At 68.1% G+C, this 19494-nt stretch carries 14 protein-coding genes; 11 read left to right on the top strand and 3 right to left on the bottom strand.

The features are described 5' to 3' along the window. Nucleotides 1-12 precede the first annotated feature (12 nt). Nucleotides 13-1146 (top strand): hypothetical protein, encoded by a 1134-nt coding sequence (locus J3A66_RS14435; protein ID WP_209569650.1) that lies wholly within the window; start codon nucleotides 13-15, stop codon nucleotides 1144-1146. A gap of 111 nt (nucleotides 1147-1257) precedes the next feature. Here the strand turns inward: J3A66_RS14435 and J3A66_RS14430 are convergent, their stop codons facing one another. Next, on the bottom strand, nucleotides 1258-1542 hold the full coding sequence (locus tag J3A66_RS14430) for a hypothetical protein (protein ID WP_209569648.1): 285 nt from the start codon (nucleotides 1540-1542) through the stop codon (nucleotides 1258-1260). Nucleotides 1543-1772: 230 nt separating this feature from the next. On the opposite strand from J3A66_RS14430, the gene J3A66_RS14425 reads away from it, so the two are divergent. The 5 genes from J3A66_RS14425 to J3A66_RS14405 all read left to right on the top strand — a co-directional run bounded on the left by J3A66_RS14425 (nucleotide 1773) and on the right by J3A66_RS14405 (nucleotide 7059). Then, on the top strand, nucleotides 1773-3326 hold the full coding sequence (locus tag J3A66_RS14425; RefSeq protein ID WP_209569646.1) for an ATP-binding protein: 1554 nt from the start codon (nucleotides 1773-1775) through the stop codon (nucleotides 3324-3326). Continuing rightward, complete coding sequence (locus J3A66_RS14420) at nucleotides 3323-3919, top strand: LuxR C-terminal-related transcriptional regulator (protein WP_209569644.1); 597 nt, start codon at nucleotides 3323-3325, stop codon at nucleotides 3917-3919. Before J3A66_RS14425 ends, J3A66_RS14420 begins: the two co-directional genes overlap by 4 nt. 23 nt (nucleotides 3920-3942) lie before the next feature. Beyond that, a complete protein-coding gene (locus J3A66_RS14415; protein ID WP_051916297.1) occupies nucleotides 3943-4314 on the top strand; it encodes a hypothetical protein in 372 nt (123 codons plus the stop codon). A 58-nt stretch (nucleotides 4315-4372) separates the two neighbouring features. Next, entirely contained in the window at nucleotides 4373-5779 is a 1407-nt protein-coding gene (locus J3A66_RS19320) for a DUF2779 domain-containing protein (protein ID WP_245336833.1), read from the top strand. 137 nt (nucleotides 5780-5916) lie between these two features. Then, nucleotides 5917-7059 (top strand): endo-1,4-beta-xylanase, encoded by a 1143-nt coding sequence (locus J3A66_RS14405; protein WP_348634059.1) that lies wholly within the window; start codon nucleotides 5917-5919, stop codon nucleotides 7057-7059. 101 nt (nucleotides 7060-7160) lie between these two features. Here J3A66_RS14405 and J3A66_RS14400 read toward each other — a convergent pair whose 3' ends face one another. After that, nucleotides 7161-10550, bottom strand: a complete 3390-nt coding sequence (locus J3A66_RS14400; RefSeq protein WP_209569642.1) for a TonB-dependent receptor — start codon at nucleotides 10548-10550, stop codon at nucleotides 7161-7163. A 163-nt stretch (nucleotides 10551-10713) separates the two neighbouring features. Here J3A66_RS14400 and J3A66_RS14395 point away from each other — a divergent pair, with 163 nt between their 5' ends. Genes J3A66_RS14395 through J3A66_RS14375 form a run of 5 tightly spaced genes read left to right on the top strand, consistent with a single transcriptional unit; the run spans nucleotide 10714 to nucleotide 18389 of the window. Next, nucleotides 10714-12234, top strand: a complete 1521-nt coding sequence (locus tag J3A66_RS14395) for a tryptophan halogenase family protein (RefSeq protein WP_209569641.1) — start codon at nucleotides 10714-10716, stop codon at nucleotides 12232-12234. Further along, nucleotides 12231-13634, top strand: coding sequence for a tryptophan 7-halogenase (locus J3A66_RS14390; RefSeq protein WP_209569639.1), 1404 nt, complete (start codon nucleotides 12231-12233; stop codon nucleotides 13632-13634). The genes J3A66_RS14395 and J3A66_RS14390 overlap by 4 nt, the downstream gene beginning before the upstream one ends. Then, complete coding sequence (locus J3A66_RS14385) at nucleotides 13631-15148, top strand: tryptophan halogenase family protein (protein ID WP_209569637.1); 1518 nt, start codon at nucleotides 13631-13633, stop codon at nucleotides 15146-15148. The genes J3A66_RS14390 and J3A66_RS14385 overlap by 4 nt, the downstream gene beginning before the upstream one ends. Next, a complete protein-coding gene (locus J3A66_RS14380; RefSeq protein ID WP_082446953.1) occupies nucleotides 15145-16647 on the top strand; it encodes a tryptophan halogenase family protein in 1503 nt (500 codons plus the stop codon). The genes J3A66_RS14385 and J3A66_RS14380 overlap by 4 nt, the downstream gene beginning before the upstream one ends. Then, nucleotides 16647-18389, top strand: coding sequence for a glycoside hydrolase family 9 protein (locus tag J3A66_RS14375; RefSeq protein ID WP_056407345.1), 1743 nt, complete (start codon nucleotides 16647-16649; stop codon nucleotides 18387-18389). The genes J3A66_RS14380 and J3A66_RS14375 overlap by 1 nt, the downstream gene beginning before the upstream one ends. 3 nt (nucleotides 18390-18392) lie before the next feature. On the opposite strand, the gene J3A66_RS14370 is transcribed toward J3A66_RS14375, so the two are convergent. Continuing rightward, the gene (locus J3A66_RS14370; protein WP_209569635.1) at nucleotides 18393-19433 is read right to left on the bottom strand and encodes a cupin-like domain-containing protein; all 1041 of its coding nucleotides are present in this window, start codon (nucleotides 19431-19433) and stop codon (nucleotides 18393-18395) included. Between the last annotated feature and the right edge of the window lie 61 nt (nucleotides 19434-19494).

Below are 19494 nucleotides of genomic sequence, written 5' to 3'. Positions count from 1 at the left end.
GAGACATTGCGCATGCCGTTTTACCGGGCTTCCGAGCTGTTTACCCTGCGTCCCGTGCCGCCCACGCTCGGCAAGCCGGCATGGATGAACCTGCGCGCCGTACCGCGGGCACCCTGGGCGGGGGAGCCGGAGGCACTGCGCGGGCCCGGCATCTACGGCATGTTCCATGACGACCGGCTCGTCTATGTCGGCCTATATGCCGGCAAGGCTGAGCGGCCCTTTGGCGGATCGGTCCTCGAGCGCTGGGAGAAGCACGTCACCTATCAGACGCTGCGCTCGCCCTATGTCACCTTCGCCCGTCGGCATCTCAAGCATCTGCATGCGCTCGCCGCCGCAGAGCCCAACGGACCGATCGAGACGATCGTCGCGATGCTGGCGCTGAACGGCGATGAAAGCCCGCTTCTCCAGCGCAAGGGCGGCAGCTGCACCTTCGCCAAGGCGCAGCTCGCAGCCGCACACTGGGATGTGTTCGGGCCGGGGAACGAGGCCACGATGCTCGATCACCTCGGCTTCACCTATCTCCAATTGCCGCGCGACCTGGCCGCGACCGTTCTCCCCGAGCCCGGGCAGCGGCCGAGCGCATGGGTGAAGAAGCACTGGCTCGCGCCGATCGAGCGGGATCTCATTGCCGCGTTCATGCCGCCCTGCAACGACGGCACCGAACCCGGCGACGCGCCAGCGGTCGATCCGGTCGCGTTCGAGGAGCGGCTCGCCCGGCTGCTCGCCGACCGCCCCGCACCCGCCGTCGAGGATCTGGCTGGAGAGAGCGAGGCCGACGATGAAACCGACGGCGACGAGGAAGCGCTCCGCACCGAACCGACCGCCGCACCGAACGAGCGCGAGGCGCTGCTCGACGATCTCGCCCGGCTCTGCCCCGGCGCGCTGGAGATCTATTATACCGACGTTCCCGATCTGCGCATCCGGCCGCGCTCGCACGCACGCCGGGTGCTGCTGAACGTCTTTGCACATGGCGGCGGGCTCGCCTGCAGGACCAAGGCAAGCGTGGCGGCCTGCCGCGCGCTCGGCTTCGATGCGAACGACGCGCCGGCGGGCGTGTCGATGAGCGCGGCGTTTCCGATCGACCTGTCCCGCCACTCCGCGGCGGATCTGTTCGCAGTCGCCGGTGCCGCCCTCCCCGGCGACTGACCCGCCGGTCGGGGGAGCCGGCCATTCATGATGTGCCCTGGCGAGCGACAAGCCCGTCAGGGCACCCGCCCTGCTGCGCAGACCTTCCGATTCCGCGTTAAGCGCGGTTGCCTACGGATCACTCCAGCGCCTGGCCCCCCACAGGATCAGATCGCGGCCGACGAACACGACGCACACGTCGCCAATGGCAAACGCCAGACCCAGCCATGTCCATCCATGAGATAGCAGCAATGCGGGCCACGCGACGGCGAGCACGATCAGCAGCACGCCGATCGGCCGCGTCAGGCGGTTCCACCACCGCCGCGGCACGACCTGATGGCTGTAGACGATAACGCTGCCATCCTCCTGGTACCAGAGCTCGCGCACCTCGTGAATCGGATTAGGTCCGTCCGTCATCGTGCTGTGGCGCGCGTTACACGGTGACGATTCCGCGATCGCGAGACACTATGGGCTGGCATCGATACATTCCCGGAGCTGGCTCGCGATCATCATGGCCATCGCCGCCGCGTCGAAAACCCGGGAATTTCCCCGATGGCCTATCGGCGCCGGATGCGGCTAGGCAGCCCTCAATGCCGCTGCCTCCCTCTTCGCCCCGCCTCTCGATCGGTGCCGTAGCCGGCAAAACAGTGCCACGACTGACCGACCTTCCCTGGCTCATCGGCTATGCAGCGGCGTTCGCGGCCGCGCACCAGGCCGCGGCAGGCTGGGGCGGTCAGGGCTTCTACTCGCTGCTCTATCCCGCCGCTGGCGTCAGGCTGGCGCTGCTATGGAGCCGTGGCCCGCGGCTGACGCTGGCGGTGATGGCGGCGGAACTGATCGTGCAGACGATCGCCGGCATCATCGTTCCGGGCCAGGCCGGCTGGCTGACCGCGGCAAACGGCGTCGCCCGGCCCGCGCTGACCTATGGCATCGTCGTCTGGCTGGTCCGCCACGTCGCGGCGCGGTCGCAATCGAGCCTCGGCGTCGCGCCGATGCCGCTCGGCCTCGCCGCAGTCACCGCGCCGGTCGCGGCGACCATGGCGGCGCTGCCCTGGACCTTGTTCAGTCCCGAATTGACGGGCGTCTCGGGCCTGCGTCAGACGGTGGCATCGCTGACGGGCTTTGTCGTCGGCGACCTGCTCGGCGTGTTGCTGATCGCCCCGCCCTTGCTCTGGGTGGTCCATGCGGGGCAGGACCGACCCCGGGCACTGCACCGCCCGACGCTGCGTCAGCTTGCCGGACTGGCCGAAGCCGCCATTGTCCTCGGCGCAGCGATCGCCGCGAGCACGCTGCTGGCGGCGATCGGGCTGGGCGTCCCCGCCGCCCCGGCGCTGCTCGCGGTCGCCTGGATCGGTTTGCGCTTCGGCCGCACCGCGGGTTGGTGTGCGATCGTGATCGTGGCGGCGATCGTCCTGCCCTTTACCGCGACCGACCTGCCCGTCGCCGAACGGCTCGCCTTGCACATGAGCCTCGCATCGATCGTCGTCGTCGGCTACCTCGCGGGCAGCTTCGCCGATGCGCAGGCGCGGGCCCAGAGCGACCTGTCGCGCCGCGACCGCATGCTGTTCCAGGCGGAACGGCTGAAGACGCTGCGCGCCATGTCGGTGGCGGTGATCCACGAGATCAGCCAGCCGCTTTCGACGCTGGCGATCGAGGCCAAGCACCTGCACGAGATCACCGTCGCCGCGGATCCGGACATCGCCCAGACCGCCGCGCTGATCGACCGCAAGGCGGCGGCGCTGTCCACGCTGGTCCGCCGGCTGCGCCGTTTCGGCGGTCGATCGGTCGACGAACCGAGCGCCCTGCCCCTGTCCGCGCTGGTCGAGACCGTCACGGCATTGACCCGTGCCGAGGCCAGGGCGGCGCGGGTCGTGGTGGAGGTGTCGCCCATCGATCCCGACCTGGTCGTCTTCGGCCAGGAGATCGAGCTCGCGCAGGCGGTCGTCAATCTCGTCCGCAATGCGGTGCAGGCGTGCGACGGTCGTGTCGCGCTCTCTGCCCATCAGAACGACGACCGGGTCGTGGTCATGGTCGCGAACCGCTGCCCCGATCGGCGGGAAGCACGCCCCGGCATGGGCGTCGGGGCGCTCGTGGCGCGGGCGATCGTCGAAGCCCATGGCGGCACGGTAGAGCGTGTCACGCACGCCGACGGCACCATCTGCGCGACGCTATCCCTCCCGCGCCCCGGAGCCGAGACATGACACTCCCCGCCAATCAGCCGGATCGTGCCGCCGTCTATGTCGTCGATGACGACCATGACCTCGGCGCGGCTGTCGCACGACTGCTCTGCCGTCACGGTCATGCCGCCGAACCCTTTCTCGACCCGGTCACGCTGCTGTCGGTCTATGCCGAAGCACCGGCGCTGTGCATCGTCACCGACATCATGATGGGCGACCTCGACGGCTTCGGCTTTGCCGACCGCGTGCGGATGATCGACCCCGCGGTTGCGATCGTCTTCATGACCGCGTGGCCGACGACCGCGAATGCCGTGGATTCGGTGCGGCGCTATGGCGGCCTCGATTATCTGGAAAAGCCGCTCGACGAGACACGCCTCCTCAGCGCGGTTGACGAGGGGGTCGCATGGTCCCGGCGCCAACGCAGCATCCGCGCACGAACCGCAGCCCTGTCGGCGCGCGAACGTCAGGTGTTCGACCTGCTCGTGCAGGGACATAGCAACAAGGCCGTTGCCGACATCCTCGGGCTCAGCCCCAAGACGGTCGAAGATCACCGCGCGGCCATCGTCGCCAAGACCGGCACCAACGGTCTTGCCCAATTGATCGCGCTCGCGCGGTGACCGCACCCTTTGACGGAGGTTTCATGCCGACCACCACGGCGATCGACGAGACGATGATCGAACGGGCCATTCTCGATTTGCTCAAGACCCGCCGCGAGATCTATCCGTCGCATATCGTCGGCGAATTGCGGCGCAGCCATGCCGGACTGCCGTTGGACCGCACGCGCGACGTGCTCGAGCGCCTTTTCATCGAACGACGCGTCGCGCGATTATGGCATCGCTACATGCTCCCGGCGGACGTCGAGCCGGTCCGCGCCAAGTGGCTCGGCCTGATCGAACGCCAGGCCGAACGGATCGACGCGGTCGCGGTCGATCCCGCAACGTCGCGCGACGCGCGGGATCTTGTAATGCGCTGGGACGGATGGTCGATGGAGGGGTGTGATTTTGCCGCCTGACACGCTCTCGCCATCGCGCCTCGCCGCATTCGAGCGGTGCCCGCGGCACTTGTGGCTGATGACGTTTCGGCCCGACTGCGCAGGCTCGACGAACGATGCCGCCGATCGTCGGGCGACCGCGTATGCGATTGCTGCCGAGGCGCGGCGGCAGATGCCTGACATGGTCATGATCGACCCCGCCTCCGGTCGATCGGCAGCATCAGCAGCGACCGGCGCAGCGATTGCGACCCGCCAGACCATCGCGGGCGCGCAGTTCTTCCACGACGGCGTGCAGGCGATCGTCGATATCCTCGAACCGGATGGCGACGGCTGGCGCATCGTTGCCGTTCGCGGTTCGACCAAGGCAAAGCCGGACCATCTCGCCGCACTCGCGACTCAGGCCTGGGTCGCCGCCGCCAACGGCCTGCGCATCACATCGGTTCACGTCCGCCACCTCGATCGGGACTTCACGCTGGACCGCTCGGGGGACCGCGGCGGGCTGTTCGTCGATACCGACGTGACCGCGGTGGTTGCGCCGATCGTGGCGACACAAGGCGCGCGCATCGGTGCGGCCAAGGCCTTGCTTACACAAAGCGAACCTGCGGCGATCGTCGGCGATCACTGCCAGGCGCCGTACGCTTGCGCCTTCGTCGACCACTGCCATGAAAACTTGCCCGCAGGTCCGTACTGGCCCGTGACGATCCTGCCGCGCGGCGCAGGCAAAGCGTTCCTGCGCCGCGGCATCGACGACCTGACGCTCGTCCCAGTCGAGGATCTGCGCTCCGAGACCGACCGCCGCGTCCACCGCGCCACGATGACCGGTCAGGTCGAGCATGATCCCGCGGGCGCTGCGCAGGCAATCGCCGACTGGTCGTATCCGCGCATCTGGCTGGACTTCGAAACCGTCAGCGACGCGGTGCCGGTCTGGCCCGGCTGCTCGCCCTATGAGCAGGTGCCGTTTCAATTCGTCGCGGATGTCGAAGCCGCTGACCACGGCATCGTACGGCGCGAGTTTCTCGATCTGAGCGGCAAAGATCCGCGTCGCGCCTGTGCCGAGGCGCTTGCCGCACTGCCACGGACCGGCGCGGTCATCGCCTGGCACGCCCGTTTCGAACGCGACGTCGTCCTGCGCCTCGCGCGTGCCTACCACGATCTCGCCGCCGTGCTCGACGATCTCGCCGCGCGCATCGTCGACCTGCTGCCCGTCACCCGCGACCATTGGTATCACCGGGACCAGCGCGGAAGCTGGTCGATCAAGGCGGTCCTGCCGACGATCGCACCGCATCTGGATTATGCCACGCTGGCGCTGCGGGACGGCGGCGACGCGGTCGCGGCGTATCGCGAAGCGGTCGACGTCGCATCTACGCCAGAGCGCCGCGCCGAACTCGATGCCGCCCTGCGCCTCTATTGCGGCCGGGATGTCGAGGCGATGCGGGTCGTTGCAGAACGGCTGATTGAACCGGGCCCACCTTCCCCCGTTGCATAGACCCGTCCAGGGCCCTCTTGCCACCGAACCGTTGCGTCTTCGGCCATCCAGTTTGCGTATCAAACCAGAGGCTTCGGGATTGACCTGTTGCAGAGAAACCGCCAGCGTTAGCGCTATCATAAAAGAGAGGATGTGCTGTGGAAATTACGCGACGCACCGGGCTGGCGATGCTGACGGGTCTTGCCGTATCGGCCGGCGCCCGTGGAACGGCCGCACCTGCGCCGACCGGCCTGCACGGCATCGCCGCGGCCAAGGGGATGCGGGTGGGATCGAGTTTCGCATGGGGTGCCCCGGGTGCCGATCGTGGCTCGTTCGCGAACCCGGCCTATGCTGAGCTGCTCAAGCGCGACTGTGGTCTGCTCGTTGCCGAAAACGAGATGAAGTGGCAGGCGTTGCGACCCAGCGCGACCGCCTTCGACTTTACCCGCTTCGATGCGATGATGGCATGGGCGGACGCGAACGCACTGCCGGTGCGCGGGCATAATCTGCTGTGGCATCAGCCCAAATGGATGCCGCGCTGGGAAGAAGCGCATGATTTCGGCGCGACCCCCGCGCGCGCCGCCGAACATCTGCTGGTGGACCATATCACGACGGTTTGCCGCCGCTATGGCACGCGGATCCGCAGCTATGACGTGGTCAACGAGGCGGTCGATCCCAAGGATGCGAGCCTGTACCAGACCGCTTTGTCGCGCGCGCTGGGCAGCCCCGAGGCAACGCTGGACCTCGCCTTCCACACCGCGCGCCGCGTCGCGCCGCACGCGCAGCTGGTCTATAACGACTATATGAGCTGGGAACCCGGCAACGCGACGCACCGCGCCGGCGTGCTCAAGCTGCTCGAAGGGTTCAAGGCGCGCGGCGTGCCGATCGATGCACTGGGCGTACAGTCTCACCTCGTCACGCAGGGGGTCGACGCACGTGCGACGATCGCCGGGCTCGAGGGCGAGTGGCGCCGCTTCCTCGATGCGGTCACCGCGATGGGCTATGGCCTGGTGATCACCGAGCTCGACGTCCGCGACAATTCGCTCCCTGCCGACTTCACGGTCCGCGACCAGGCGATGGCCGATTTCACGCGCGGCTATCTCGACGTGATGCTCGCCTATCCGCAGCTTCGCGACGTGCTGCTGTGGGGGATGACGGACCGCTATAGCTGGATCGAGGGGTTCGAGCCGCGCAAGGACAAGGCCCGCCGCCGCCCCTGCCCCTATGACGCCGCGTTCAAGCCCAAACCGATGTACACGGCGATCGCCGCCGCGCTTGCTGCCGCCCCGCCCCGCACCTGACGCCCGGACAAAAAAAGGGCGCCGCGATTGTCGCGCGGCGCCCAGGGGGAGAACGGGAAAAGGATCGAAAGGGTCGGCCGCACCGGCCGACCCTTTCGCGCTTATCTGAACGACGCGCGGATCGAGAAGGTGAAGCGGCGATCCGCGATGAACCAGTTGCGCGGCCGGGTCAGCAGATCATCGTTGATCACATATGACGTGCGCGTGATCGAGTTGGTCAGGTTGACGCCCTGGAACCCCATCTTGATCGCTGGTGTCACTGCGTAGAAGATCGAGGCGTCGAGCTGCCCGTATTTCTCCGCGTAGACCGGCGAGTTCGGCACGATCACGTCGCGGATCGTCAGCAGGTTCTTCGACCGCCAGTTATACGCGGCGCGCACTTCGAGCCCGTTACGCTGATAGAAGGGCGCGAAGTTGAACTGGTATTTCGACAGCCCCTGCAGCGGCAGCCCGCTGGTGTCGACGTTGGAGATGATCCCGGCGGTGACGTTCGGATCGTCGGAGTCGAGATTCTGCTGCGACACGCCCGACGACTTCACGTAGGTGAAATTGGCTGCGAGCCCGAACCCGCTCAGGAACCCCGGCAGGAAATCATAAGTCTGCTGATAGCCGACCTCGAACCCCTTCACGCGACCCGTCTCGGTCGAATTCAGCGGGGTCGTGATGATCCCGTCGAATGTCGCGCCGTTGTTGGTGAAGCTCTGACGCTGCAGGCTGTTGGTCTGCACGCCGTACAGGTCCTTCTTGAACAGCGAAAGCGTGAGCTGGCCGACATTCGAGAAATACCATTCCGCGGTCACATCGTAATTGTCCGCACGGACCGGCTTCAGAAACGGGTTGCCGACCTGGAAGGTCGCGACCGGCGCCCCGTTGAACAGGATCGTCTGGTCGCTCGTGTTCAGATTGATGTTGTAATAGGACCGGGTCAGCCCGAAGTCCGGCGGAGCGACGCTCTTGGTGAACGCCGCGCGGAACTGGAGACCACCGCCCATCGCCAGCTTCACGTTGAAGCTCGGCAGGAAATAGTCGTAGCTCAACTTGGCGTCGTTGGGTGTCGTGCTGCCGTTCTGGAACGCCGCGGCGGCGTCACGTACGGCTTGCGGCAGCGCGCAGAACCGCGAGACCGGCTGCCCGTCGGTCGGCGCGACGCAGCTGAACGACTGTTGCGGGAAGGCGAAGAAGCCCGACGAGACGCGATCCGTCTTCGTGTACCGCACACCGATATTGCCGCTCAGGTTCCAACCGTTCGACAGGTCGTTGCCAAATCGCGCCATCGCATAGACCGCGTTGTTGCGCTCGCTGACCGGGTTGATCTCACCGGGCAGGAACGGCGTCCCGGCGACGACACCGGCACGGCTTGCCAGCGGCACCCAGCCATTGGCACCCGACAGGTTGCTCGTGAAGTTGCGCCATTCCTGCGCGATCTGGCTGATCGCCTGCGTTGCCGCACCATAATCCTGGAGGAACGACCCCGGCACGAACACGCGCCCGCCGTTCGACGAGTCGTTCGCCTTGCCGCGGAAGAAGTTGTCGTAGAGGAATGCCTGCTGCGGGCCGAGATTGCCCGTGTTGCGCGTGACGGGATTGCCGTCGATCGGCCGATCGAACCAGACCGGGCCACCCGGGCCAGTCGGCGCCGCTGCATTGTCCTGATTGTTGCCGCCGCCCCAGATCTCGCTGAGCACGCCCCAGTTATAGCCGGTCGAACGCGCTTCATTCTGGCGATCGGCGAAGCGATAGCCGACACGGACCGAGGTCAGCCAGCTATCCTCCGGGAAGGAATAATCGAGGTCGATGCGCGCAGCATCCTCGTTGCCCTCGCTGTCCTCGATATGGTCCATCGCCGAACGGTAGAAGTTGTTATACGCATCGAGATAGCTCGGGTGCGCGGCGTTCTGGTAATTGTTCGGCGTGTTCGTCACCGGGATGAAGTTCACATAGGCCGGGTTGGTCCCGTCCAGCCGGATATCGGCATTCTGGAAGGTCGTGCCCCAGACCGTCAGGTCGGTGACCTTCACCTGCGACCAGACATGCTGGTAGTCCAGGTTGATGCCGAGCCGGTTCGTCGCCTGCCACTTCAGGTTGAAGCTGGCGTCGTTGGTGCGGAAGCGCGACTGGTTGCCGCGCGAGATGTTGTTGCTCTGCAGGCCGTTGCTTGGCGTGCGCTGGTCGCCGCCGTTCGCCGGATCCTGATCGGCGCGATAGCCGTTCGGGCCGGTGATGATCCCGCTGGTGAAGACGTTATCGTCGTCATAGGCAAAGCTGGTGCCGGGGAAGGGCTGTGTGTCACCTGCCGCCAGCACGTTGTCGGTCGCGACCTCGATCGAATTCTCGGTCCACGCCTCGCGCGAGTCGGTCCGCAGGAACTGCGCGGTCGCGGTCATCGACTTGTCGGGGCTGCGCCACTGGCCGGCGGCCGAATAGCCGTAGCGCGTGCGGTTGAATTCCTGGCTGCGGATCGCCGCGCCACGGGGCACGTAGACGGTGCGGCCGGTGTTGACCACGCCGGTGGTCGCGTCGACCGGCTGCAGCAGCGATCCGTCGGCGCCGATCACGCGCTCGCCCCAGTTCGAGATCTGCACGCTGTCGGCGCGGCTGCGGACCTGCGAGCGCACGAAGCTGGCAAGGATGCCGAAGTCGCCGATGCCGGTTTCCCAGCGATTGCTGCCGAGCACCGAGACCGTCGGTGCCGATTTCTTGACGAAATCGCCGTAATTGTTCTCGAGCGTCCCGCCCAGTACCAGTCCGGTGGAATCGAACGGCAGGCGCGTGCGCAGATTGACCGAGCCGCCGATGCCGCCTTCGATCATGTCGGCGGACGGGCTCTTGAACACGTCGACGCCGCCGAGCAGTTCGGCGGGCACGTCGGCGAAGGACAGGCCGCGGCCGTTGTTCGCGCTGAACGAATCGCGGCCGTTGATCTCGGAGCGCGTGTAGCTGAGGCCGCGGACGGTGACGCCCGACCCTTCGGTCGCGAAGTGATCGGGATCGGCACCGGCCGAGAAGCGGCTGATCGACACGCCAGGCACGCGCTGCAGCGCTTCGGTGACCGACCGGTCGGGCAGCGCGCCGATGTCTTCGGACGAGATCGAATCGCCCACGACTTCGGAATTGCGCTTGATCGCCTGAGCACTCTTCAGGCTCTGGCGGATGCCGGTGACGACGATGTCCTGATCGGCGGCTTCGTCCTGCGGCGTCGCGGTCGACTGCTCGGCCTGCGTCACCTCGGCACCGCCCGAGGGCACCTGCCCGTTGGCGGAGGGCTGTGCCGCGCCCGCCTGGGGCGCCCCGGCCACGGTCGCCGAAGCGTGATCAGAAGATGCGGTACGCCCGGCCGCGTTCGGCGTCAGCGTGGTCTGGCCGGCAGCGGCATCGGCTTGCTGGGCCAGAGCGCCGTTTGGCGCGGCGGCCAGGCACAGCGCAAGCAGGGAGGCACCACCTTTGAGGAGGTTCCCGCGACGCGCGGCGCGTGTGATCTCGAACTTGGCCATGACTCCCGGCATCCCCTCATTGTGTTAGCGCTATCATTTGTAAGCGCTTTTTTCTTACAATGTTTGGTAGCGAGAGGGATAAGTTCGGCCTAGACTGAATCGGACGGTTTTTTAGTGAATTGCTAGGCTTGTTGCATGATTGCAACATAGCCGGGGGGTGGAATTGGACGAACGTGCTCGGCTACGCATCGTTATCGTTGGTGGCGGTACCGCAGGCTGGATGACCGCGGCGACGGTCGGCCTAACGACCGGTACGCCGTCCGCGGCACGGCTGGCCGACATCACGCTGGTCGAGTCCGAGGAGATCGGCACCGTCGGTGTCGGTGAGGCCACGGTGCCACACATCCGTTTCTTCAATCAAAGACTGGGTATCGACGAAGCCGATTTCGTCCGGCGTACCAAGGCGACGTTCAAGCTGGGCATCGAGTTCTGCGATTGGGGTCGGATCGGCGACAGCTACATCCATCCGTTCGGCGATTTCGGCCATGACATCGACGGACTGCCATTCCATCAGCATTGGCTCCACGCGACCCGGGGCAAGCCGGATGAGACGCCCGCGCTCGCCGCGTGCTCGCTCCCGATCGTCGCCGCGCGTGCCGGGCGGTTCACGCCGCCGCTCGACGATCCGCGATCGGTCGGGTCGACCTATTCCTATGCGTATCAGTTCGATGCCGGGCTCTATGCCGCGTATCTGCGCGACTATGCCGAAGCCCGCGGCGTCACGCGGATCGAGGGCCGCGTCGAGCACGTCGAACGGGGCCCGAGCGGTATCGCGGCGCTTCGCCTGGCGGACGGACGGCGAATCGAAGGCGATCTGTTCGTCGACTGTTCGGGGTTCCGCGCCTTGCTGATCGAAGGCGCCCTGAAGGCGGGACACCAGGATTGGGCGCACTGGCTGCCCTGCGACGCGGCCTGGGCGGTCCCGACGGCGAACACCGGCCCCCTCGTCCCCTATACCCGCGCCACCGCGCGCGACGCCGGCTGGCAATGGCGGATCCCGCTGCAGCATCGCACCGGGAACGGTCACGTCTTCTCTACCCGCTTCACTGATCCGGAACGCGCACGCGCGGTGCTGCTCGACAATCTCGAAGGCGAGGTGCTGGCCGAGCCGCGGATGCTGCGATTCCGCACCGGGCGTCGGCACCGCCAGTGGATCGGCAATTGCGTGGCGATCGGCCTTTCCGCCGGGTTTCTCGAGCCGCTCGAGTCGACCAGCATCCACCTGATACAGCTGGCCATTGGCAAGCTGATCGAGCTGTTCCCGAACGACGCTGTGCTCGACCCTGCGGATGCCGCGGAATTCAACCGCGCGATGGCGCTGGAATATGACCGCGTCCGCGACTTCCTGGTTCTTCATTATTGCGCGACCGAGCGCGACGACACGCCGTTCTGGCGCCACATGCGGACGATGGACCTGCCCCCCTCGCTGGCCGGGAAGATCGCCGCCTTTCGCGATCGGGGCATCGTCGAGCAGTATCGCGAGGGCATGTTCCTGCCCGCAAGCTGGCTCGCGGTCTATTATGGCCAGCGAATCATGCCCGAACGAATCCACCCCCTCGTCGCCGCACTGCCCGTCGCGAACTCGCGCGCGCGCGTCGCGGCGGTCGTCGACGCCTGCCGCCGCACCGCCGAGAAGATGCCGACGCATGCGGACTATCTTGCACGGATCGGGGCTGCCGCGTGACAGCCACGGTCGCCGTGCTGGGCGCGAACCTGTGTGGCTGGATCGCCGCGGCCGCGCTCGCACGGCGCTTGCCACGCGAATCCTACCGCGTGGTGGTGATCGACGACGGCAACGGCGGCGATGGCCTGGGTGATTTCGCACCGGTGATCGCGGTGCCGCCAGCGCTCGCGGGCTTCCACGCCGATCTCGGTCTCGATGCGGCGACGCTGGTCCGGATGACCGGCGGCGGCCATGCGCTGGGCGTCGCGTTCGGCGGCTGGCGGGGCGACGGCGCGGCGGCGTTCCTGTCCTATGGCGAGACCGGTGCGCCGCTCGAGGGTATCGCGTTTCACCAGCTCGCCGGACGGCTGCGCGCGGCGGGGCACCCGGTCCGGCTGGCCGATCATGCGCTGTCCGCGGTCGCCGCACAGGCGGGCCGGTTCGCACCCGGGGCGCCGATCGCGCATGCTCTGCATCTGCCCGTCGCGCCCTATGAAGCGCTATTGCGCGGAGCGGCGATGCGGGCGGGAGCGGAACGCGCGTCCGCGGACTTCGTCGATGCCGAGATCGCAGCGAACGGCATTGTCGAGAGGCTGACACTCGCGGACGGTACCGCAGTCCAACCCTGGCTCGTCCTCGACTGTTCGGGAACCGACGCGCGCATCGCCAGCCGTACCAGCCCCGCGTCCGAGGACTGGTCCGGCTGGTTGCCCTGCGACCGGACGCATGCCGAGACGGTGCCCGCGCAGGGCGCGCCCCCGCCCTATACGCAGGTCGATGCGCAGGACACGGGCTGGACGGCAACCTGGCCGCTCGACGGCGCCGATGTCCGACTGACGTGCAGCATGGGCGGCACCGGCAAGCCGTTCCACGCGGCGCGGCGGGTCAAGGCATGGCGCGGCAATTGCGTCGCACTGGGCGCCGCCGCGGGCCTGCTCGAACCGCTGCACCCGACCGCACTGACGCTGCTGCTGCGGTCGCTCGCGCAGTTGATCCAGCTCTGGCCCGCCGGACCGCAGTCACCCGTCGAAGCCGCCGCCTTCAACCGCACCGCGGCCGGGGCGTTACAGGGCGCGCGCGACTTCCTGATCGCGCATTATGCCGTGGCCGGTTGCGCCGGCGCGCTTTGGGACGACCGCCGCGCGGCATCGCTACCGGGACCACTGGCCGCCAAATACGATCTGTTTGCGGCGCGCGGGCGGTTGCCGATGTATGACGACGAACCGTTCGAGGAAGAGGATTGGGCGGTGATGTTCGACGCGATGGGCCTCATGCCGCGCCGTTACGATGCGCGCGCGGACATAGTGCCGCTGGCGGCGATCGAGCGGCATCTGGCCGAGCAGCGTGCGCGGGTCATCGCGCAGGTCCGCGCGCTTCCCCCTTATGCGCAGGCGATGGCCGCGTTGCGGGCGCGCGCATGACGATCGGCGCGCCCGTCCGCCACATCGTCATCGTCGGCGGCGGTACGGCCGGCTGGATGGCGGCGGCCGCGCTCGCCCGGCTGATCCCGACCGGGGCGAGCATCACCCTGGTCGAATCCGACGCGATCGGCACCGTCGGCGTCGGCGAAGCAACGATCCCGCCGATCCGCGGCTTCAACGCGATGCTGGGAATCGACGAAGCCGAATTCCTCGCCGCGACCGCGGGGAGCTTCAAGCTCGGGATCGAATTCGTCGACTGGGGTGCGCTCGCCGAACGCTATCTGCATCCCTTTGGCGGGTTCGGTTTCGATATCGAGGGTGTGCGCTTCCACCAATATTGGCGTCGCCGCCGCGCCGCCGGAATCGTCGAGGATATCGAGGCCTATTCGCTGTGCGCGGTCGCCGCGCGCGCGGGACGGTTCATGCCCCCCTCGCCCGACCCGGCGTCGGTGCTGTCGCAGATGGCGCACGCCTATCATTTCGACGCGGGCCTTTATGCACGCTTCCTGCGCGGGCGCGCCGAGCGCGACGGTGTCGCGCGCGTCGAAGGCGATGTCGTCGACGTCGCGCTTGACGGCGAGACCGGCCATGTCCGCCACGTCACGCTGGCCGGCGACCGCGTCATCGAAGGGGACCTGTTCCTCGACTGTTCGGGGTTCCGCGGCCTGCTGATCGAGCAGACGCTGGGCGCGGGCTATGAGGACTGGACGCACTGGCTGCCCTGCGACCGGGCCGTCGCGATGCCGACCGCGAACGCCGGCGCGGCGATCACCCCCTATACCCGCTCGACCGCGCGCGCGGCCGGCTGGCAATGGCGCATCCCGCTGCAGCACCGCACCGGCAACGGCTATGTCTACAGCAGCGCGCATTGTTCGGACGACGAGGCCGCGGCGACGCTGCACGCCGGGGTCGACGGCACCCCGCTCGCCGAACCACGCCTGCTGCGCTTCACCGCGGGACGGCGGCGCAAGCAGTGGATCGGCAACGTCGTCGCGTTGGGCCTTGCCTCCGGTTTTACCGAACCGCTCGAATCGACCAGCATCCACATGGTCCAGACGGGCATCTCGAAACTGCTCGCCTTGTTTCCCGACCAGGGCTTCTCGCCGGTCGAGATCGACACCTATAATCGGCTGGCGGCGACGCAGTTCGACCAGGTCCGCGACTTCCTCATCCTACATTACCATGCGACACGCCGCGAGGATTCGCCATTCTGGCGCGAGACGCGTGCGCGGGCGATCCCCGACAGCCTGAGCGAGAAGCTCGCCTTGTGGCGTCGCCGCGGACGGCTGTTCCGCTGGGAGGACGATCTGTTCGCGGAGGCGAGCTGGGTCGCGGTGCTGCTGGGCCAGGGCATCGTCCCCGACGGCTGGGACCGGCTGGCCGATGCGGTCGACGCGCGCGAGGTCGATGCACGGTTCGACCGGCTGCGCGCGATGTTCGCCGATGCCGCATCGCGAATGCCCCGGCACGAGGACTATCTGGCCCGCATTTGCCCGACGCGGGTGCGCGCTTGACCGGCACGCTCGGATCGGTCGTGATCGTCGGCGGCGGCACCGCGGGCTGGATGGCCGCGGTCGCGTTCGGCCGACTGCTGGGCCCGGCCGGGACGCGCGTGACCCTCGTGGAATCGGACGACATCGCCACGATCGGCGTCGGCGAGGCAACGATCCCGCCGATCCGAACCTTTCACGCGATGCTCGGGATCGACGAGGACGCCTTCCTCCGCGCGACCGGCGGCAGTTACAAGCTCGGGATCCGTTTCGAGGGCTGGACGCGCCCGGGCGAATCCTACGTCCATCCGTTCGGCCAGATCGGGACCGACATCGCGGGCGTGCCGTTCGCCGCGCAGTGGCTGCGCGCCCGCCAGGCGGGTGCTGCCGACGCGCTCGGCGCCTATTCGCTCGAAGCCCGCGCCGCCGAAGCCGGCCGCTTCTCGCGCCCGATCGCGAACGGTGATTCACCGCTGTCGCGGATCGGCTATGCCTATCATTTCGACGCAGGCCGCTACGCCGCGTTCCTGCGCGCGCAGGCCGAGGCGCACGGCGTCATCCGCCGCGAGGGTCGGGTCGACCGCGTCGAGCGTGGCCCCGCCGGAATTGCCGCAATCCATCTCGCCGATGGCAGCCGTATCGAGGGCGACCTGTTCCTCGACTGCACGGGGTTTCGCGCGCTGCTGATCGAAGGCGCGCTGCAGGCGGGCTGGACCGACTGGTCACAGTGGCTGCCGTGCGATCGTGCGGTCGCGGTCCCTTCGGCCGCCGACGCCGCGCCGCTCGCGCTCACGCGGGCGATCGCGGAACCCGCCGGCTGGCGCTGGCGTATCCCGCTGCAGCATCGCACCGGCAACGGGCATGTCTTCTCCAGCCGCCACACCAGCGAGGACGAAGCGACCGCGACGCTGCTCGCCGGGCTGGACGGTGAGGCACTGGCCGACCCGCGCGTGATCCGCTTCGCCACCGGGCACCGCACCCGGTTCTGGAGCGGCAACTGCATCGCGCTCGGCCTGGCGGCGGGGTTCATGGAGCCACTGGAATCGACCAGCATTCATCTGGTGCAGAGCGGGCTTCAGCATCTGTTGCGGATGCTGCCGGCGGGCGGTCCCCCTGCCCCGGCGATCGTCGACCGGTACAACCGCACGATGACCAGCGAGTTCGTCCGGATCCGCGACTTCCTTGTCGCCCATTACCACCTCAATTCCCGTCCCGAACCCTTCTGGCGCGAGCGCGCGGCGGCGCCGATCCCGGATGGCCTCGCCGAAAAGCTCGCGCTGTTCCGCGCCGGCGGACGCATCTTCCGCGAAGCGGACGAGCTGTTCAACGAGGTCAGCTGGCTTGCTCTGCTGACCGGACAGGACGCACCCGTGACCGGCCATGACCCAATCTGCGACGCGCTGCCGATCGCCATCGCGGCAAAGCGGCTCGCTCAGATAGAACGCGTCGTCGCCACCTCGCTGACGCACATGCCCCCCCATGCCGACGCGCTGGCACGGTTGGGCCAGGACAGGACAATCTGATGCCCATCGCCCTCTTCCTTGCCGCGGCCGTCATCAACCTCAACCAGCTCGGCTTCCGTCCCGAAGACCCCAAGCTTGCGATCGTCGCCGATCACGCGACTCGGCCGCTCGACTGGGTCGTGGTCGACGACGCCGGCAAGACCGTGCTGACGGGACGCACCAGCGTCGGCGGTGACGACGCGGCGTCGGGCGATCATGTCCATGTCGCGCGCTTCACCGCGCTCACCCGCCCGGGCAACTACCGGCTACGCGTCGACGGGACCGAAAGCGGCCGCTTCCGCGTCGGCCGCGACGTCTACGCCCCGCTCGCGCTGAACGCGCTCAACTTCTTCTACCAGCAGCGCGCCGGCACGCCGATCGACGCGCGCTGGGTGGGCAAGCGCTGGGTGCGCGCGGCCGGCCATCCGCGCGAAGTCGCCGCCTGTTTTTCGGGCGCGGACGAGAAGGGCAATGTCTGGCCCGGCTGCCCCTATACGCTCGACGTCACCGGCGGCTGGTACGACGCGGGCGACCACGGCAAATATGTCGTCAACGGCGGCATCGCGGTGTGGACGCTGCAGAATCTCTACGAGACCGGGCTTGCGCGTCGCGTGTTCGCCGATGGTCAGGCGCGGCTGCCAGAAGCCGGCAACCGCCGCGACGACCTGCTCGACGAGGCGCGGTGGGAGGTCGAGTGGATGCTGCGGATGCAAGTCCCCGCGGGCACCCGCGTCGCACTCCCCGTCGGCCCGCATGATCGCTCGGGCAGGCTTGCGCTGACGCCGGTCGACGCGGGCGGCATGGCGCATCACAAGGTCGCCGACGCGCGCTGGACGACATTGCCGACCGCACCCGCCGACGACAAGGAACCGCGGCTCCTCTACCCGCCCTCGACCGCGGCAACGCTCAATCTTGCCGCGGTTGCAGCGCAGGCCGCGCGGCTGTGGCGGCCGATCGATCCCGCCTTTGCCGCGCGGTGCCTTGCCGCCGCGCGCGCCGCCTGGACCGCAGCGCAGCGCAACCCCGCGATCTTCGCGGCGCAGGGATTCACCGGCAGCGGCGGCTATGGCGACGAGACGCTCGACGACGAACGCGCCTGGGCTGCAGCCGAGCTGTTCGCGACGACCGGCGATACCGCCTACCGCGCAGCGCTGCCGACCGGCGCGACCGGCGAACCCGGCTGGGCCAGCGTCGCACCACTCGGCATGATCACGCTCGCGACCGCAAGCGGCGTGCCCGCGACGATCCGCGATGGTGCGCGTGCGGCGATCGTCGCTGCCGCCGACGGATTCCTCGCCGAAACCACGCGCACCGGCTACCGCATCCCCTACGCGTCGCAGACCTATAATTGGGGGTCGAATTCCAGCATCCTCAACCGCGCGATGCTGCTTGGCCTAGCACAGCGTTTCACCGGCGATGCGCGCTACCGCGCCGGCGTCGTCGATGCGGCCGATTATATCCTCGGCCGCAATCCGCTGGGCCAATCCTATGTCTCGGGGACCGGCTGGAAGCCGCTGACCAACCCGCATCACCGGTTCTGGGCGCATCAGCTGTCGGCATCTTCGCCACCGCCGCCGCCGGGGGTGGTTTCGGGCGGCCCCAATAACAGCGCGATGGTCGATCCGGTCGCCATGACACTTAGGGGCCGGTGCGCGCCGCAACGCTGCTGGGCGGACGACATCAACGCCTATGCGCTGAACGAGGTGGCGATCAACTGGAACGCGCCGCTCGTCTGGGTCGCCGCCTATCTCGACAGCGACTGACGTTCAGCGGCGCTGGAGCGATTTCAGCAGATAGCCGCGGATCCGCTCGGTCCGGTCCTGGCTGGCCGGCCCGAGCACGCCGCGCGCGGGCGCGGGCAGATGATCGCCCGCCGCCGCCGCCTCGTCGGCGAAGACATAATGCTCGAACCACGCGCGCCAGCCCGCCTTCTCCGCCGCGGGCAGGTCGCGCACCGCCATCATCGCGTGCACCACCGCATGGAACGCCGACACACTGGAATCATAGGCGCGCCAATAGTTGCACAGCACGTTGAGCGTCCCGAACGCCTGGACGTGATGCCACCAGATCGCCGGGATGAAGATCGCATCGCCCGGCGCCAGATCGGCCACCACCGCGTGGCCGAGCGCCTCGGCATAGCGCGGATACTGCTTCAGATCGGGCGCGAGCGGATCGACCATGCTCGAAGGCGGCCCCGCCAGCGTCCGGTCGAGCGGCCCCAGATAGAGATTGCCGACCTGATCGGGGGGAAACAGCGTGAACCGCCGCTCGCCAGCGACCACGCAGGCGAGATTGGTCGACCCGTCATAATGCGTCGCGGTCTGTGATCCGTTGCCGATCCACAACCGCGGCGTCGCCCCGCCCATCGGCAGATCGAGCGGGTTCGCCGCCGCCCACCCCGGCAGATGCTCGGGCGCGGTCGCTGCGTTCGCATAGAGGATGTGCCGTTCGGCTTCGGGGACGTCCGACAGGCGCAGCAATTCGCTCAGCAACACGTTGAGCGGCGCCTTTTCGCGGTGAAAGTTGAACCCTTCCAGATTATCGCCGCGATAGAAGAACTTGCCGCCGAACGCCGGGCCGCCGATCAGCACCTCCATCGGCTTGCCGCCATCGCCGAGCCCGGTCAGATACGCCGCCGTCGCGCGATCGCCACCCGCCGCAGCCCGGACGCTGGCCCAGTGCGCGACCTGGCCGCGCAGCACGATCGGCGCGTCGCGCAGGGCGATCTCGGCGGCAAAGGTGGCGGCGTCGACCGCGGCACGTTCCTCGACACGGGCATCGGTGGGGGCAGGATGCGATATCGTCATCCCGCTGCGATAGCAGGATAATGCGCCGCGCCCTATTGCGTTTGCCGGCCCGACGAACCGG

The organism is Sphingomonas sp. PvP018, assembly GCF_017876865.1.
Taxonomy (GTDB): domain Bacteria; phylum Pseudomonadota; class Alphaproteobacteria; order Sphingomonadales; family Sphingomonadaceae; genus Sphingomonas; species Sphingomonas aerolata.
Note: the sequence above shows the minus strand (reverse complement) of the source record. Positions and strands in the feature narration are given on the sequence as shown.

Excerpts from the sequence above, each read along its gene's own strand:
- J3A66_RS14385 (WP_209569637.1), top strand. The coding sequence starts at position 13,631 with ATGACGATCGGCGCGCCCGTCCGCCACATCGTCATCGTCGGCGGCGGT.
- J3A66_RS14430 (WP_209569648.1), bottom strand. The coding sequence starts at position 1,542 with ATGACGGACGGACCTAATCCGATTCACGAGGTGCGCGAGCTCTGGTAC.
- J3A66_RS14415 (WP_051916297.1), top strand. The coding sequence starts at position 3,943 with ATGCCGACCACCACGGCGATCGACGAGACGATGATCGAACGGGCCATT.
- J3A66_RS14400 (WP_209569642.1), bottom strand. The coding sequence starts at position 10,550 with ATGGCCAAGTTCGAGATCACACGCGCCGCGCGTCGCGGGAACCTCCTC.
- J3A66_RS14370 (WP_209569635.1), bottom strand. The coding sequence starts at position 19,433 with ATGACGATATCGCATCCTGCCCCCACCGATGCCCGTGTCGAGGAACGT.
- J3A66_RS19320 (WP_245336833.1), top strand. The coding sequence starts at position 4,373 with ATGACGTTTCGGCCCGACTGCGCAGGCTCGACGAACGATGCCGCCGAT.
- J3A66_RS14375 (WP_056407345.1), top strand. The coding sequence starts at position 16,647 with ATGCCCATCGCCCTCTTCCTTGCCGCGGCCGTCATCAACCTCAACCAG.
- J3A66_RS14420 (WP_209569644.1), top strand. The coding sequence starts at position 3,323 with ATGACACTCCCCGCCAATCAGCCGGATCGTGCCGCCGTCTATGTCGTC.
- J3A66_RS14435 (WP_209569650.1), top strand. The coding sequence starts at position 13 with ATGCCGTTTTACCGGGCTTCCGAGCTGTTTACCCTGCGTCCCGTGCCG.